Annotated in this window: 16 protein-coding genes and 1 tRNA gene; 6 read left to right on the forward strand and 11 right to left on the reverse strand. The window is 65.3% G+C overall.

Annotated features, from left to right (window positions below; all coding sequences use genetic code 11):
• Positions 1-72: 72 nt before the first annotated feature.
• A complete protein-coding gene (locus tag ACAG24_RS27020; RefSeq protein ID WP_370475619.1) occupies positions 73-750 on the forward strand; it encodes an MBL fold metallo-hydrolase in 678 nt (225 codons plus the stop codon).
• A 34-nt stretch (positions 751-784) separates the two neighbouring features.
• Positions 785-1,669 (forward strand): fructose bisphosphate aldolase, encoded by an 885-nt coding sequence (locus tag ACAG24_RS27025; RefSeq protein WP_370475618.1) that lies wholly within the window; start codon positions 785-787, stop codon positions 1,667-1,669.
• Between the two features lie 57 nt (positions 1,670-1,726).
• Here the strand turns inward: ACAG24_RS27025 and ACAG24_RS27030 are convergent, their stop codons facing one another.
• From ACAG24_RS27030 to ACAG24_RS27050, 5 genes are all read right to left on the reverse strand, one after another.
• A complete protein-coding gene (locus ACAG24_RS27030; RefSeq protein WP_370475617.1) occupies positions 1,727-2,170 on the reverse strand; it encodes a universal stress protein in 444 nt (147 codons plus the stop codon).
• Positions 2,171-2,536: 366 nt separating this feature from the next.
• On the reverse strand, positions 2,537-3,214 hold the full coding sequence (locus ACAG24_RS27035) for a cutinase family protein (RefSeq protein ID WP_370475616.1): 678 nt from the start codon (positions 3,212-3,214) through the stop codon (positions 2,537-2,539).
• A 129-nt stretch (positions 3,215-3,343) separates the two neighbouring features.
• Positions 3,344-3,667, reverse strand: a complete 324-nt coding sequence (locus ACAG24_RS27040) for a DMT family transporter (protein ID WP_370475615.1) — start codon at positions 3,665-3,667, stop codon at positions 3,344-3,346.
• Entirely contained in the window at positions 3,664-3,990 is a 327-nt protein-coding gene (locus ACAG24_RS27045; RefSeq protein WP_370475614.1) for a DMT family transporter, read from the reverse strand. The genes ACAG24_RS27040 and ACAG24_RS27045 overlap by 4 nt, the downstream gene beginning before the upstream one ends.
• Entirely contained in the window at positions 3,987-4,547 is a 561-nt protein-coding gene (locus tag ACAG24_RS27050) for a TetR/AcrR family transcriptional regulator (protein ID WP_370475613.1), read from the reverse strand. The genes ACAG24_RS27045 and ACAG24_RS27050 overlap by 4 nt, the downstream gene beginning before the upstream one ends.
• A 333-nt stretch (positions 4,548-4,880) precedes the next feature.
• On the opposite strand from ACAG24_RS27050, the gene ACAG24_RS27055 reads away from it, so the two are divergent.
• Positions 4,881-5,375: a hypothetical protein gene (locus ACAG24_RS27055; RefSeq protein WP_370475612.1), complete on the forward strand. Its 495-nt coding sequence runs from the start codon at positions 4,881-4,883 to the stop codon at positions 5,373-5,375.
• A 71-nt stretch (positions 5,376-5,446) separates the two neighbouring features.
• Here the strand turns inward: ACAG24_RS27055 and ACAG24_RS27060 are convergent.
• The 3 genes from ACAG24_RS27060 to uvrB form a co-directional block, all read right to left on the reverse strand.
• Positions 5,447-5,517, reverse strand: a tRNA-Cys gene (locus ACAG24_RS27060).
• 48 nt (positions 5,518-5,565) lie between these two features.
• Complete coding sequence (locus tag ACAG24_RS27065) at positions 5,566-6,984, reverse strand: MFS transporter (protein ID WP_370475611.1); 1,419 nt, start codon at positions 6,982-6,984, stop codon at positions 5,566-5,568.
• A gap of 39 nt (positions 6,985-7,023) precedes the next feature.
• The gene (gene uvrB / locus ACAG24_RS27070; RefSeq protein ID WP_370475610.1) at positions 7,024-9,183 is read right to left on the reverse strand and encodes an excinuclease ABC subunit UvrB; all 2,160 of its coding nucleotides are present in this window, start codon (positions 9,181-9,183) and stop codon (positions 7,024-7,026) included.
• 71 nt (positions 9,184-9,254) lie between these two features.
• Here uvrB and ACAG24_RS27075 point away from each other — a divergent pair, with 71 nt between their 5' ends.
• A complete protein-coding gene (locus tag ACAG24_RS27075) occupies positions 9,255-9,761 on the forward strand; it encodes a ribonuclease FAU-1 family protein (protein ID WP_370475679.1) in 507 nt (168 codons plus the stop codon).
• 9 nt (positions 9,762-9,770) lie between these two features.
• Positions 9,771-10,295 carry a hypothetical protein gene (locus tag ACAG24_RS27080; protein WP_370475609.1) on the forward strand — a complete coding sequence of 175 codons (525 nt, stop codon included), beginning with the start codon at positions 9,771-9,773 and terminating at the stop codon, positions 10,293-10,295.
• On the opposite strand, the gene coaE is transcribed toward ACAG24_RS27080, so the two are convergent.
• Positions 10,265-11,473, reverse strand: a complete 1,209-nt coding sequence (gene coaE, locus ACAG24_RS27085; protein ID WP_370475608.1) for a dephospho-CoA kinase — start codon at positions 11,471-11,473, stop codon at positions 10,265-10,267. The two genes, ACAG24_RS27080 and coaE, sit on opposite strands and share 31 nt — an antisense overlap.
• Positions 11,474-11,564: 91 nt before the next feature.
• Positions 11,565-13,016: a 30S ribosomal protein S1 gene (gene rpsA, locus ACAG24_RS27090; protein ID WP_370475607.1), complete on the reverse strand. Its 1,452-nt coding sequence runs from the start codon at positions 13,014-13,016 to the stop codon at positions 11,565-11,567.
• Positions 13,017-13,181: 165 nt separating this feature from the next.
• On the opposite strand from rpsA, the gene ACAG24_RS27095 reads away from it, so the two are divergent.
• Positions 13,182-14,375 carry a PrsW family intramembrane metalloprotease gene (locus ACAG24_RS27095; RefSeq protein ID WP_370475606.1) on the forward strand — a complete coding sequence of 398 codons (1,194 nt, stop codon included), beginning with the start codon at positions 13,182-13,184 and terminating at the stop codon, positions 14,373-14,375.
• On the opposite strand, the gene ACAG24_RS27100 is transcribed toward ACAG24_RS27095, so the two are convergent.
• Complete coding sequence (locus tag ACAG24_RS27100) at positions 14,372-15,127, reverse strand: thioesterase family protein (protein ID WP_370475678.1); 756 nt, start codon at positions 15,125-15,127, stop codon at positions 14,372-14,374. The two genes, ACAG24_RS27095 and ACAG24_RS27100, sit on opposite strands and share 4 nt — an antisense overlap.
• Positions 15,128-15,152 lie beyond the last annotated feature (25 nt).

The following is a 15,152-nucleotide window of genomic DNA, read 5'->3' on the forward strand; positions in this document are numbered from 1 at the left end:
CCGACAAGTCCCCTCCCGAGATAGCTGATGGCCCCGACGGCCCGCTCCAGCAGGGAAGTAACGTGAGTCACCATGACCGCCGTCGACGACAACTACACGGGTCACGTCGAAAACCACACCGCAGCCCGACGCATCCTTCCCGGCGCGTCGATCGTCAAGGTTTCCGTGGGCCCGATGGACAACAACGCCTACCTCGTCACGTGTTCCCAGACCGGCGAGACGCTACTCATCGACGCGGCCAATGAACCGGCCATCCTGCTCGAGCTCATCGAGAAGTACGCGCCGAAGCTGTCGTTGATCGTCACCAGCCACCAGCACCAGGACCACTGGATGGCACTTGAGGAGGTGGTGGCGTCCACCGGTTCACCCACCGCCGCACATAGTCTGGACTCCGAACCGCTGCCGGTGGCACCCGACCAGCTGCTGGCTCACGGCGATGTCCTCACCATCGGCGAGCTCACCTTCGACGTCATCCACCTGCGCGGGCACACACCCGGCTCGGTCGCGCTCGCGCTCGGTGGCGCGCCCACCGATGACAGGGTGCATCTGTTCACCGGCGACTGCCTCTTCCCCGGCGGCGTCGGCAAGACCTGGAAGGAAGGCGATTTCGAACAGCTACTCGGCGACGTGAACAGCCGGGTGTTCGACGTCTTCACCGATTCGACCGTCGTCTATCCAGGGCACGGCGACGATACGACGCTCGGGACCGAGCGCCCTCACCTGGGCGAATGGCGTGAGCGAGGTTGGTGACCTGCGGTCAATTGAGAAAAGTCAGAAAGGGATCATGAGCAGCGATCAGTTCAACAAGGCGCAGCGCGGCGCCGGCTTCATTGCGGCGCTGGACCAAAGCGGTGGCAGCACACCCAAGGCGTTGAAGCTGTACGGCATCGCCGAGGACGCCTACTCGGGCGACGAGGAGATGTTCAACCTGGTGCACGAGATGCGCACCCGCATCATCACCAGCCCCAGCTTCGACGGCGACCGCGTCCTCGGGGCGATCCTCTTCGAGGACACGATGGACCGTCAGATCGAGGGGCGCGACACCGCCGACTATTTGTGGAACGTCAAGCAGATCGTCCCGTTCCTCAAGGTGGACAAGGGTCTCGCCGAGGAGAAGGACGGCGCTCAGGTCATGAAGCCGATCCCCGGCCTCGACGACCTTCTCGCCCGCGCTCGTGACAAGGGCGTCTTCGGTACGAAGATGCGTTCGGTCATCAAGCTGCCCGGCGCGGGCCTCGACGAGGTCGTCGCCCAGCAGTTCGAGGTCGGTAAGCAGATCCTTGCCGCCGGCCTCATTCCGATCATCGAGCCCGAGGTCGACATCCACAGCCCCGAGAAGGCGAAGGCCGAGGATCAGCTCAAGGCCGCGATCCTGTCCGAACTGGACAAGCTCGGCGACGGTCAGGACGTGATGCTGAAGCTGACGCTGCCCGACGCCGACAACCATTACCGCGAGCTCGTCGAGCATCCGAAGGTGCTGCGGGTGGTCGCCCTCTCGGGCGGCTACAACCGTGAGGATGCCTGCGAGAAGCTCGCCGCCAACCAAGGCGTCATCGCCAGCTTCTCTCGCGCGCTGACCGAGGGCCTCACGGCTCAGCAGAGCGACCAGGAGTTCGACGCCGCATTGGACGCCGCGATCACCATGATCGCCAAGGCGTCCAACTCCTGACGACACGAGAACCCTGGGTCGGCTGTGCCGGCCCAGGGTTCTTTGTGGTCAAGTCTCTCAGGAGGTGTGCACGATGAGCACGTCGGTCTTCGACCGTCGCGCCACATTCGCGGGCACCGAGCCGAGCAGACGACCCGCGATCGTGCTCAGACCGACGTTGCCGACGACGAGCAGGTCCGCGTTCACCTCTTCGGCCAATTCGACAAGGGCGTCGACGGGTGCGCCCACGACGGCCTTCTCTTCCACGTTCTCAGCACCGGCGGCCCTCGCGCGCTCCTTGGCCTCGCGCAGGATCGCGTAGATCGGCGCATTGCCAGACATCTTGTAGCCCTCGTCCTTGAGCACGTCGGCGGCCCGCGCATCCTCGCTCTGCGGGAAGTACGCCGTCGTCACGATGAGCCTCGCGTGCGCGCCCGCGGCGATCTGACCGGCGCGGTCCACGGCTCGCAGCGACGAATCAGATCCGTCCGTACCAACCACCACCGTTTGATAGCCGGTCATCAATATCCTCCCGTGTCGGTTGCAACGCCAACCGAGACAGTAACCCGCTCAGCGGCGAAGATGGGTGCGATTCACCACACACGCGTCGCATTTACCCAGGATCCGACGCTTCATGCGAAGCCAGGATCACCCTTGCCCTCTCGACGTGACGACGGGTACATGCCCGCAAACACGCACTCTGCCAAGAGGAATGAGAGCACGAATCACTGCCGCGGCGGCAACGGTCGCACGGCCAAAGGCCGTTCAGCCACAACACCGTTGAGCGCAGCGGTCTTTCGAGGGGTTTGAACAGACGAGTGCGCGACTGGATCGCGTCGGCGCATCGGCGGGAAAACTCATGCCTGCAACGTCATTTCATGCCGGCGCTCAGCTGATGGATCCGAGCACCTTCCCAGCGGCAAAGGTGGCGGCTTCGGTGACCATGCCGTTCCACGGGTAGGCGAAATGGGCGAAGAAGTTGTTCCCTTTCGAGCAGTAGGGGTCACCGTCCGCGCACAGATCGATCGCCTTGCTCCCGTACAGCGGGCTGATCTTCGTCAACGGGCCCAGCGTCGAGATGTCCCGGGATGGGTTGCCGAACACGGCGATCGCCGCGACATGGTTGACCATCGTGTCGGGCAGGGGTGCCGGCGTGAAGAACCAGATCGTTCGCTTGCCGATGGTGATCAGATCGATCACACCCGCGCCCTGCGACATCCCGCCGAGGACGATCTTCGTCCTGGGGCACATTCCGGCGATGTACTGCACCTGTTTGTTGGCGTCGAGGGCTCCTGCGCTCGTGGACTTCGAAAAGTTCCAGTTGGCCGGGTAGTTGACGGCATAGACGTTGACCGTCTTCTTCGGCAGATTCTTCTTGAGTGCGGTGACGAACTGTCTGCCCACGAATCCGATTCCCTGCGGATCGGAGGTTCCACGCGCGAAGATCACCTCGACGTCCGGACATTCTGCAGCGGCAGCAACGGATGCAGTCGCAGTGGAGTACGACAGCGCCGACGCTGTCACCACTGCAATCGCGAGAAAACGGGCCACCTGGCGTGCGAACACCCGACAACGCTGACACAGTTACAGCAAAGTTGAACCGCGCCGCGACGCAATGGTGATTCAACAGATGCCGATCTGTGTTGCATCAGAAGGTGTGCAGCTGTGACCGTGTGGATAATCATGCGCGCCCGGTCAGTGGACGGCGCCGAGTTCGACGAGGAGCACTCCGATGACGATGAGGCCGATCCCGCCGATCATCTTTCGGGTCAGCGGCTCGTCGAACAGCAACCGGGACAGCACGGCGGTAAGCGCCACGCCGGCCGCCGCCCAGATGCCGTAGGCGATCCCGAGCGGCATGCCGTGCCTCAGCGACGCCCACAGCAGCGTGAATGCCAGCACGTAGCCGACGATGACCACGACATAGAACGGCGCACGACCCCGCGCGGCAACGCGCAACGCGAGCGTCCCCGTCACCTCGCAAGCGATCGCCGCGGCCAAGAGCAGGTACTGGATCATTCGTCGGCCACGTGGGATCCGGTCTCGACGAGCACCACTCCGCCGATGATGCAGACCAGCCCGACGATCATCAACGCGGTCAACGCCTCGCCGAAGATCGCCGCTGAGAGGATCGCGGTCAAAGCCACCCCCGTGGCTCCCCAAATCCCGTACGCCACACCAAGTCCCATGCCCCGCCGAAGCACGAGCGCGAGAAAGACAAATGAAGCCAGATACCCGAGGACCACGACGACGTAGAGCGCGGGCACACTCGCCGAGCCTTTCAGCGAGAGCGTGGCCGCGACTTCACTGGTGATGGCGAGCAGGAGCAGGACCCAGGTCATCGCGCGCTGTCCCCCAGCAACTCCAGTGCTACCGAAAGCACCTGCGGCCGTTCGTCATTACGCAACGGAAAGGTCCGCGACGAATCGGCGAGCCATGCGCCGTCGGCGATCAGGCGCGCCGCATGGAGTCGTGCTCTGTCTGCTTCGGGTGCGTCTGCCGGCACCTCGACCCACCGGTGAAATCGCTGCGTCCAGCGTGCCAGCATCCGGTCGGCCAACCGGGGATCGCTGAGCATGACGAGGTCGGACCGGCGGTGCTGACTCTGCAGGGCCCAGCGCACATAGGCACCGAGACGTTGCCGGGGCGATGCCTGCTCGACGGGAACGCCAAGGTATGTCGACAGTTCGCGCTCCTGGGAGTCGACGACGTGGTCGACGAGAGCGTCCATGAGCGCCGACTTCGTCGGAAAGTGGTACATCAGGCCCGGTTTGGTGAGGCCTGCGGCCTGCGCAACGGAGTCCAGGGACACGGTCGCGCCTTCGTCGAGCAGGCCCCGGGCGGTATCGAGGATCAGCACGGCGGAGGACGGGCGCCGGCGGTGGATGGTGGCAGACATGCGAGCACTTTACCTTTCGGATGGTAAAGCGTGTCACCGGGTTGCGGGCGGCCTATCGGTTGCTGTCGCTCGTTTGTTACAGCCTTCCTAACGTTCACAGCAACTTCGAAACTTGGCATCTTCGGCAAAGGCACGCTGTGCTGCAGTTTTGCAAGATCCTCCGTTTAGCTTGTCTTACTTGGGTTTAGCTTCAACGATCAATGGCGACAATGTTGCTCGGACGGGGGTCGCGGCCATACCGCAGTATTGTGCGGCAACGGTCGTAGTACGGAGATCCACCTGACTACCGCTCGCAGGGCAGTAGCTGGGAACAAGATTGAGGAGGACATGTCGATGGATATGAAGAAGCTGACGGCCAGTGTGGCAACCGCAGGTCTGCTGGGCCTGGGCGGTCTTGGCGTAGCGGCCGGCCTCGCGCAGGCAGAGCCGCCGTCGAACCCGGGCAATTCCAACGGGCAGGGCAACGGCAATGGCCCGGGCAACGGCCAGGGCAACGGGCAGGGCAATGGCAACGGGCAGGGCAACGGCAACGGGCCGCGTCCCGACGTCGTGACCGGCCCCGGCGTCAATGCTGGCGCACCCGGCAACCCGCTGCCCCCGGGCCTTGGTTACCTTCCCCCTCCGGGACACGGTGGCCCGACGCCGCAGGACACGATCGTGCTGCCGGAGACGCCGTCGTGGGTCATCACCCCGGTTCTGCCGCCCGAGGGCGCACCACTGCAACCGGAGCTGCCGGACTGGGCTGAAGGTCTCTCGGTGGTCTGGAATCCCGACCTTGAGGCCTGGGGTGTCTTCAACGAGGACACGGGAGTGTTTGTTCGCTTGTAAAGCAGGTCAGCGTTCAGACGCAAGCAGGTCTGAGCCGCCCCACCCAACCTGGGTGGGGCGGCTCCCCTGCGAGCGAGTGACGGGATTCGAACCCGTGTAAACGGCTTTGCAGGCCGGTGCCTAGCCACTCAGCCACACCCGCACTGTGTTGCAGGCTGCCACCCCGGCCGGCCGGTGCCCAGGATTCGGATCACCGTGATCCTGCGACGGCCGGGCGTCCGCTTCGAGTGGACGCCACGGCGGCGAGCGCCGCAAGGAGTGCAAAACAAGCGAACAGCCAGCGGGCGGCCGTGGCGTCGCCCGTGTCGGTCACGTTGACGATGACGCCGGCCAGGGCCGCGCCGAATGCCCCGCAGATTACCTGCACTGTGTTGATCGCGGCCGCCGCGGCGGGGCCTTCGGCGGGGTCGTCCACCTTGCCCATCGCCCACGCTGACAGGTGCGGCCATGCGATACCGACGCCTGCGCCGCTGATCGTGAGGCCGACGGCCCACACCACGACCCATGTCGGCGAAGCGTCCGCGCGCAGCGAGAGTGCTCCGATCGTCAGCCCCGTCGCCATCACCAAGGGGGCGATCGCGACGATCCGCACGATCATGCGTTCTCGGCTCAACGATGCGCTGCTGACCTCCCCCGCTGTCCACCCGATCGCGAGGCCGGCGCCGAGGAAGCCCGCCGCGACCGGCGTGAGATGACCCAGCCGCTGGCCGAACAGCGGGACATACATGTCGACCATCGTTGCGGCCATCAACGCACCCAGCGTGAGGTAGATCCACTTCAGCGGTCCCGGTCGAAAGGCACTGGGCGGCAGCACAGCTGCGCTTGCCCGCTTGTCGATCGCGAGGAAGACACCCACCAGCGCGACACCGACCGCCACCAGTCCGGCGGTAGCCCACCCGTCGTGCGGAATGCCGGCCACACTGACCGACAGGGCGGCCACTCCGAGGAGCACCAACGACCACACCGGAATTCGGATCCTGCCGGCGGGCGCTCCGGCGCCGCCGCGCGCGGGCAGGGCGACGGGCACCAACATCGACATTGCTGCCGTCATCGCCACCAGGACCCCGAAAGCCCAACGCCACGAACCGTATTGGGCGAACAAGCCGCCCGCGGCGGGGCCGACAAGGGTGCCGACTCCCCACATCGCCGACACCAGTGCAGACGCCTTCGTCCACAACGCGCGGGGCAGCGCGGTGTTGATGACCGCGTAACCGAGACCGGCCAGCAGTCCGCCTGCGGCGCCCTGGACGGTGCGCCCAGCCAACAGGACCTCCATGCTCGGCGCGACCGCACATCCCAGGCTGCCGAGCCCGAACACGCTGAGCCCCAACAAGTATGCCCACCTGGGGCCCAGGCGCATCAACACCGCGTGCACTGTGGTGGCTGCCATCACCGATCCGACCAGATACACCGTGGTCACCCACGCGTAGAACCGGTGGCCGCCGATGTCCGCCACGGCACTGGGCATCAGGCTGATGGTCAGGAATTCATTGGTCGCATACAACGCCACACCACCGGCCAGCACGAGCGAGGCGCCGAGGTGCTTCGGACCCAGCAGCGCGCGCCATGCGCCGGCAGCGGTCGAGCCGGCGGTCTCGGTGTCGGTCACGTCGACGACCGTAGAACCTCAACAGTGGTTGAGATCAAGTCATTTGATCCCGGCGGCATCCATGCCGCGCAGTTCCTTCTTGAGATCCTGGATCTCGTCGCGGATCCGCGCCGCCAGCTCGAACTGCAGATCGCGCGCCGCCGCCATCATCTGCGCGGTCAGATCCTTGATCAGATCGGCCAGTTCCGCCCGCGGCATGTTCGACGTGTCCCGGCCCTCGAACACCCCTGCGCTGACGGCGCGGCCCGGCTCACCCTGCGCGCGCCGGCCTCTGGACGCGTTGCGGCCCGAACCGCCCACTTCGACCGACTCGGTGTCGTCGGCCTCGCGGTAGACCTGGTCGAGGATGTCGGCGATCTTCTTGCGCAACGGTTTCGGATCGATGCCGTGCTCTTTGTTGTAGGCCATCTGCTTGGCCCGGCGTCGTTCGGTCTCGTCGATGGCCTGCTTCATCGAATCGGTCATCGTGTCGGCGTACATGTGCACCTCGCCGGAGACGTTGCGCGCGGCGCGGCCGATCGTCTGGATCAGGCTGCGGGGCGAACGCAGGAAGCCTTCCTTGTCGGCGTCGAGGATCGCCACCAACGACACCTCGGGCAGGTCGAGTCCCTCACGGAGCAAGTTGATGCCGATGAGCACGTCGTACTCGCCCAGGCGCAATTGACGCAGCAGCTCGACACGGCGCAGCGTGTCGACCTCAGAGTGCAGATACCGCACCCGGATGCCCATCTCGAGCAGATAGTCCGTGAGATCCTCGGCCATCTTCTTGGTCAGCGTCGTCACCAGCACACGCTCGTCGCGTTCGGTGCGCTTGCGGATCTCGCCGATGAGGTCGTCGATCTGTCCCTTGGTCGGCTTGACGATGACCTGCGGGTCGATCAGACCGGTCGGCCGAATCACCTGTTCGACGAACTCCCCTCCGCTCTGCGCCATTTCGTAGGCGCCCGGCGTTGCCGAAAGGTAGACCGTCTGACCGATGCGGTCGGCGAATTCCTCCCACGTGAGCGGTCGGTTGTCGACGGCTGAAGGCAGCCGGAATCCGAAGTCGACAAGGTTGCGCTTGCGCGACATGTCACCCTCGTACATGCCGCCGATCTGCGGGACCGTCACATGGGACTCGTCGATGACGAGCAGGAAGTCTTCCGGAAAGTAGTCGATCAGCGTGGCCGGCGCGGTACCCGGACCTCGACCGTCGATGTGGCGCGAGTAGTTCTCGATGCCCGAGCAGAAACCGACCTGGCGCATCATCTCGATGTCGTAGTTGGTCCGCATCCGCAGCCGCTGCGCCTCCAGCAGCTTGCCCTGCCCCTCCAACTCGGCGAGGCGCTCTTCGAGTTCGGCCTCGATCGTCGAGATCGCCTGCGCCATCCGCTCCGGCCCGGCCACGTAGTGCGTGGCGGGGAAGATACGCAGCGAGTCGACCTTGCGGATCACATCTCCGGTCAGCGGATGCAGGTAGTACAGCGCTTCGATCTCATCGCCGAAGTACTCGATCCGGACGGCGAGCTCCTCGTAGGCCGGGATGATCTCGACCGTGTCACCGCGAACGCGGAACGTCCCGCGGGTGAACGCCATGTCGTTGCGGGTGTACTGCACGTCGACCAGCAGCCGCAGCAGCCCGTCCCGAGGCACCTCGTCGCCGACTTTGAGTTCGACGGAGCGGTCCATGTACGACTGCGGCGTGCCAAGGCCGTAGATACACGACACCGACGCCACGACGACGACATCGCGGCGCGACAGCAGGTTCGACGTCGCCGAGTGCCGTAGCCGCTCGACATCGTCGTTGATGGAGCTGTCCTTCTCGATATAGGTGTCGGTCTGCGCGATGTACGCCTCGGGTTGGTAGTAGTCGTAGTACGAGACGAAGTACTCCACCGCATTGTTCGGAAGCATCTCGCGCAACTCGTTCGCGAGCTGGGCGGCCAACGTCTTGTTCGGAGCCATCACCAGCGTCGGCCGCTGCAGACGCTCGATCAACCACGCCGTGGTCGCCGACTTGCCGGTTCCGGTGGCGCCGAGCAGCACGACGTCGCGCTCACCCTCGCGGATGCGGCGTTCCAGCTCGTCGATCGCTGCGGGCTGGTCGCCGGCGGGTTCGTATTCACTGACCACCTCGAAGCGCGCACCGCTGCGCACCAACTCGTCCACCGGGCGGTGCTCCGAGTGCGCAAGCACGGGGTATTCAGTCGCGAAAGCCATGTTCACCAGGTTAGAACCCCGGGCCGACATGTTCTGTTCCAGCACAGACCACGAGGTCCTATCCTGGGCGCATCCATCCTCCCAAGCACGAGATCTTCGACGTCGCGGCCGCGACCAACACCGATCCCAAAGGCATCGTCCGCGCCGTCGACGTGTACACCGTCCGCCCGTGGGGCCTCTACATGGCGCGTCCGACGCCCGGACGGGCCCAGTTCCACTACATCGAGTCGTGGCTGCTGCCGTCGCTGTGCCTACGGGCTACCGTGTTCCACTTCAACCCCGGCCACGAGCGCGAGCAGGACTACTACCTCGACATCGGCGAATACACCCGTGACGGCGACCGCTGGCACGGTGTCGACCACTACCTCGACCTGGTCACGCGGACAGGCAGGGATGTGCAGGTCACCGACATCGACGAACTGCTGGCAGCGGCCGCATCGGGCGTGCTCGATCCCGCTTCGGCGCAACGGGCGATCCACACCGCGGTACGGACGGTCGACGCTCTGGCAAGGCACGACTACGACCTCAACGGCTGGCTTGCGACCATCGGGATGATCTTGACGTGGCGCGACGCATAGACTCTGCATGTGAGTGCGAGGAGACGGACACGTACCGCCGGCGCGGCGATCTGCGCTGCTGCGTTTTCCCTGGCCGGTGTGGTGGTTTTTCCCGCCCAGGCCGCTGCTCAGCCCGAACCCCAGCCCGAGGTCGAGGCACAGACTCCTGAGCTGCTTCACAACATCACATATCGGGCCCGCGTGGACGGCGTCTCACGTGGCGCGACCATCACCTACAAGGCCGAGGGTGATCAGATCCAGTTCGCCAACCCGACGATGGTGCCGGGCCGCGTTTTCGAGGTCATGACGGTGCTGCCTGAATCCGGGATCGCGAACATGCGGGTGTCGATCGAGTGGCCTTACTCCGCGAATCTCCACTGCGAGATCCTCATCGACGATGCACTGGCCGCTCAGGCCGACGACTTCATCGCGCCCCGGGTCCTGCCGCAGCGTGACGACCCCGATTACGGAGCACTGACGTGTGAGGCGCCCGTCGGAGGCCAGTCCGCCGCGGTGCCGCCCGATCAGCCGGTCGAGCCAGTTCCGCCGGCCTGATCGGCGGGGCGCCATCCTGTCGTGTCCGCCCACATCTGCGCTCTGCGGTAGGCGTCCAGGAACCACGGCTCCTTGGCCTGCGCGTAGTCGCTCATCGTCATGTGCCCCTGCGCGGTGACCCGCCGCTTGAGATCCAGATAGTCGTCGCGCACCGCCGGGTTGGCCGTCACCCAGTCCACGAACAGCAGCGCGAACTGCTGCCCTGGCCAACCATCTACGCGCACATGGACGTTGGTTGGCCGCCCGGGATCTGCCGAACAGAACAGCCGCTTCTGCCAGAGATCGGAATCGCCCGCGTGGACGGTGTCCTGGGTGATCGGAGTTCGCACGTACCCCGCGGTGAGTAGCGGATCGGCAAGCTCGTCGGCGGCCTCCAGGGAGGCGACGGTGACCTGAACGTCGATGACGTCCTTGGCATCCAGGCCCGGGATCGCGGTCGACCCGATGTGATCGATCCGCACGGCCCGGTGTCCGCAGGCGGTTCGCAGTCGGGCCGATATCCGCTGCGCCTCTGCCACCCAATCGGGGTCGGAGGGGACCAACTCCGGCGCCGGGCGGGCGGGCTGGCCGGTCGTGATGTTGTGCGCGAACGGCTGGATCCGCTCGTGCCACAACGCCCGCGCCTCGTCGACGAGCGCACCTGCGCTGCCGGAATTGTCCAGCCACACATCGGCCACCGCCCGGCGCTGTTCCTCCGTGGCCTGCGCGGCGATGCGCGCCCGCGCGTCCTGCTCGGTGAAGCCGCGGTACTCGATCAGCCGCTTGACGCGCAGCTCGGGGTCCGCATGGACGATGACGACCAACGGAAACATCGATGCCATCTGCGATTCCACCAGCAGCGGAATGTCCTCGACGATCACGGCGTCTTCGTGCGCCGCATCGATGAGCTCCGAACGGCGGTGTGCGACAAGGGGATGCACGATCCCGTTCAACGTCTGGCGCTTCTCGTCGTCGCTGAACGCGATCGCCGCCAGTGCCGGCCGATTCAGTGCCCCGTCTGGGTGCAGGATGCCGTCCCCGAACGCCTCCACGAGCTTCGTGAGGCCGGGGGTACCCGGTTCGACGACTTCGCGGGCGATCACGTCGCCGTCGACCACGATCGCGCCCAACTCGCTGAACGTGGCGGACACCGTCGACTTGCCTGCTCCGATTCCTCCGGTCAATCCAATGCGCAGCACGGCACCAGTGTGTCAGTAGGGCGGAAGTGGTCGCAGAAAGGGGGAAGCCCCGGCTCCCTCAAGAGCCGGGGCTTCCCTCCGTCGAAGCGAATTACGCGTTGCCTGCGAGCTTCTCGCGAAGTGCCGCCAACTGTGCGTCGCTGGCGAGCGAGCCGCCGGCGGACGACTCATCGGAGCGCGACGAACCGTTGGACGGACGTGTCGCGGACTCGGCGACCGCGGCCGCCTCAGCCGCGGCGAACTTCTCCATCTGCGCAGTGTGCATCTTGTGGCGGCGCTCGGCCTCGGCGTAGCGCGCCTCCCACTCGTCACGCTGCTTCTCGAAGCCTTCGAGCCACTCGTTGGTGTCGGCGTCGAAGCCCTCGGGGAAGATGTAGTTGCCCTGGTCGTCGTAGCTGTCGGCCATGCCGTACTTCCAGGCCTCGAACTCGTCGGAGTAGTCCTCGTTGGCCTGCTTGAGGCTCAGCGAGATCCGGCGACGCTCCAGGTCGATGTCGATGACCTTGACCATCGCGTCGTCGCCGACCTGGACCACCTGGTCGGGGACCTCGACGTGACGCTCGGACAGCTCGGAGATGTGCACCAGACCCTCGATGCCCTCCTCGACGCGCACGAACGCACCGAACGGGACGAGCTTGGTGACCTTGCCCGGGACGATCTGGCCGATCGCGTGGGTGCGGGCGAAGTGGCGCCACGGATCTTCCTGGGTCGCCTTGAGCGACAGCGAAACCCGCTCGCGATCCATGTCGACGTCGAGCACCTCGACGGTGACCTCGTCGCCCACCTGAACGACCTCGGACGGGTGATCGATGTGCTTCCAGGACAGCTCGGAGACGTGCACCAGGCCGTCGACGCCGCCGAGATCGACGAAGGCGCCGAAGTTGACGATCGAGGACACGACACCCTTGCGGATGGCGCCCTTGGTGAGCTGGTTGAGGAACTCGCTGCGCACCTCGGACTGGGTCTGCTCCAGCCATGCGCGGCGCGAGAGCACCACGTTGTTGCGGTTCTTGTCGAGCTCGATGATCTTGGCCTCGATCTCTTTGCCGATGTACGGCTGCAGATCGCGGACTCGACGCATCTCGACGAGGGAGGCGGGCAAGAAGCCGCGCAACCCGATGTCGAGAATCAGGCCGCCCTTGACGACCTCGATGACGGTGCCCTTGACGGCCTCGTCCTTTTCCTTGAGCTCTTCGATGGTGCCCCAGGCACGCTCGTACTGAGCGCGCTTCTTGGACAGGATCAGGCGGCCTTCCTTGTCCTCCTTGGTGAGGACCAGAGCTTCGACCTCGTCGCCGACGGACACAACCTCATTGGGGTCGACGTCGTGCTTGATGGACAGCTCACGGGAAGGGATGACGCCTTCAGTCTTGTAGCCGATGTCGAGCAGGACTTCGTCACGGTCAACCTTGACGATGGTCCCTTCGACGATGTCGCCATCGTTGAAGTACTTGATGGTCTTGTCGATGGCGGCGAGAAAATCCTCCGCTGAGCCGATGTCGTTGACGGCTACTTGCGGGGAGGTGACGGAGGGACTTGGCATGTGGTGGGTTGCTCCGGACAGGTTTGATCGTAGGGACAGTGTTTGTGGATGAAAAAGCAGTTTTCTTGATTGCACCCGCGAATGGCGCACACAGATACAGGTCAAGGCTACTCGACGGGGTCCATGCAGGACAAACCCACCTCCCCCACCGGATAGCCTGCAGGCGTGTCTTACGCAGGCGCTCCCGGGGGGCAGCATCAATTTCATCAGTACGGTACGCCGTTCGTACGCCGTATCCGCAAGGTCGGAGCCCCGCTGGGCGTTCTCATCGCGCTGGGAACGCTCGCAGGTCTGATCGTCATCTTCCTGACCTTGGCCAACCCCGTCGGGGCAGCCGTCGGCTTCGTGTTGTCGAGCATCACGATGTCGGCGGTCGTACTGGCCTATCTGTGGCTCGACCGATGGGAGCCCGAACCGCCGCGGCTGTTGATCTTCGCCTTCATCTGGGGCACGTCGGTGGCGGTCATCGTCTCGGCGATCCTGCAGATCATCCTCGACGCCTGGCTCAACCCCGCTGTCGACGCCGCCGAGACCGGCGTCAGCGCGTTCACCCTGATCATCGGAGCTCCGGTCACCGAGGAAGCCGCGAAAGGGCTGTTCCTGCTGCTCATGATGACCGGCGCACGCCGGAACGAGATGAACTCGCTGACCGACTGCCTGGTCTATGCGGGTCTGGTCGGGGCGGGTTTTGCCTGGCTGGAAGACATCCTCTACATCGCCAACGGCGAATCGCTGGCCGAATCGCTGTTCACCGCGGCGCTGCGGCTGATCATGGGCCCGTTCGCGCACTCGCTGTTCACCACCATGTTCGCCCTGGGCGTCTGGTTCGCCTTACAGAAGCGCGGTGCGCTCGCCAAGGCGGGATGCATCCTGCTCGGCTACCTCGGCGCGGTGATCCTGCACGCGATGTGGAACGGTTCCTCCTTCCTGGGCACCGGCGCGTACTTCGGCACCTACGTGTTCTGGATGATGCCGGTGTTCGCGTTGGCAATCGTCCTTGCCGTGCGAAGCCGGCGCAGGGAGCAGCGTGTGGTCGCCGAGAAGCTGCCGGGAATGGTGGCCGCGGCGATCGTGACTCCCAATGAGGCCACCTGGCTGGGATCGTTGCCGGCCCGCAAGCAGGCAGTTGCCGAGGCCACCCGGTTCGGTGGCAAGCAGGCGGGCGAGTCCGTGCAGCGCTTCGCGCAGCAGGTGGTCGAGCTGGCGTTCGTGCGCGACCGGATCGACCGCGGTTTCGGGGACCCGCGGGTAACGCAGCTACTCAACGAGGAGGCCTACGCCCTCTACGCGGCCAGGGCGGCGTCGCCGGCACTACAGCAGATGGCCGGCTACCGGGCGGCAGCGGGCCCGCACCGCTAGTCCTTGAAATACACCAGCTGGTGCGTGGTGACCAGCAGGTCGCCGGCGCGGCTCCAAATTTCGGCCGACTGGTCGAAATAACCGCGCGAGAACCGGTTGGCGCGCGCTCGACACAGGACGAAATCGCCTCCTACAGTGGCCAATTCGGCGGAGTCCACGTGGAAGTAGGTCGTCAGCGAGATGGTGCCCGCGGGCGACATCGCACCGCGTCTGAGAAACACCCGCGGAAAAAAGATGTCACTGAGGGCGGTGAGCGACGCGAAGTCCAGATCCCGCCCTTGCCGGTCCCGCGCCCACAGAGTCGTGGTGGATGACGCGGAAGGATCGGCATCGTCAGATGGCGGCGCGCCCTCGACGAAACGCATATCGTAGTTGCGCGCCCACGCAATCATGTCCGGCAGGCCACCCGGCTCGATTTCGTCAGCGCCCGGAACCGACGGGGCCACAAGCTCGGTGTCCGACCAGGTGTCCCGGCGAACCCCGAACACCGCGGTGGCGGTGGTGCTGACCGGCTCGCCTTGGCAGAGCTGCGCCTGCCAGTGCTGGTTGGTGCGGTTGGTGCGCACGAGGGTCGTCGCGATGTCGAACTCGCCGTCGGCGACGGGCGCCGTGAAGTTGACCGTGAGCGCGATCGGGTCGCCGGTGCGGTCCGGATGGCTCTCGACGGCCCGCAACAACAGAGCCGCGGTCATGCCACCGAAAGGACTCTCAATGAAGAAGTCAAGCCGCGGCGGTGACCGGGGGTGAATCAGGTTGCCAGGTCCGGTTGTCACGGAT

This window comes from Mycobacterium bulgaricum (genome assembly GCF_041287165.2).
GTDB lineage: Bacteria > Actinomycetota > Actinomycetes > Mycobacteriales > Mycobacteriaceae > Mycobacterium > Mycobacterium bulgaricum.

Excerpts from the sequence above, each read along its gene's own strand:
- ACAG24_RS27020 (WP_370475619.1), top strand. The coding sequence starts at position 73 with ATGACCGCCGTCGACGACAACTACACGGGTCACGTCGAAAACCACACC.
- ACAG24_RS27025 (WP_370475618.1), top strand. The coding sequence starts at position 785 with ATGAGCAGCGATCAGTTCAACAAGGCGCAGCGCGGCGCCGGCTTCATT.
- ACAG24_RS27030 (WP_370475617.1), bottom strand. The coding sequence starts at position 2,170 with ATGACCGGCTATCAAACGGTGGTGGTTGGTACGGACGGATCTGATTCG.
- ACAG24_RS27040 (WP_370475615.1), bottom strand. The coding sequence starts at position 3,667 with ATGATCCAGTACCTGCTCTTGGCCGCGGCGATCGCTTGCGAGGTGACG.
- ACAG24_RS27045 (WP_370475614.1), bottom strand. The coding sequence starts at position 3,990 with ATGACCTGGGTCCTGCTCCTGCTCGCCATCACCAGTGAAGTCGCGGCC.
- ACAG24_RS27050 (WP_370475613.1), bottom strand. The coding sequence starts at position 4,547 with ATGTCTGCCACCATCCACCGCCGGCGCCCGTCCTCCGCCGTGCTGATC.
- ACAG24_RS27055 (WP_370475612.1), top strand. The coding sequence starts at position 4,881 with ATGGATATGAAGAAGCTGACGGCCAGTGTGGCAACCGCAGGTCTGCTG.
- uvrB (WP_370475610.1), bottom strand. The coding sequence starts at position 9,183 with ATGGCTTTCGCGACTGAATACCCCGTGCTTGCGCACTCGGAGCACCGC.
- rpsA (WP_370475607.1), bottom strand. The coding sequence starts at position 13,016 with ATGCCAAGTCCCTCCGTCACCTCCCCGCAAGTAGCCGTCAACGACATC.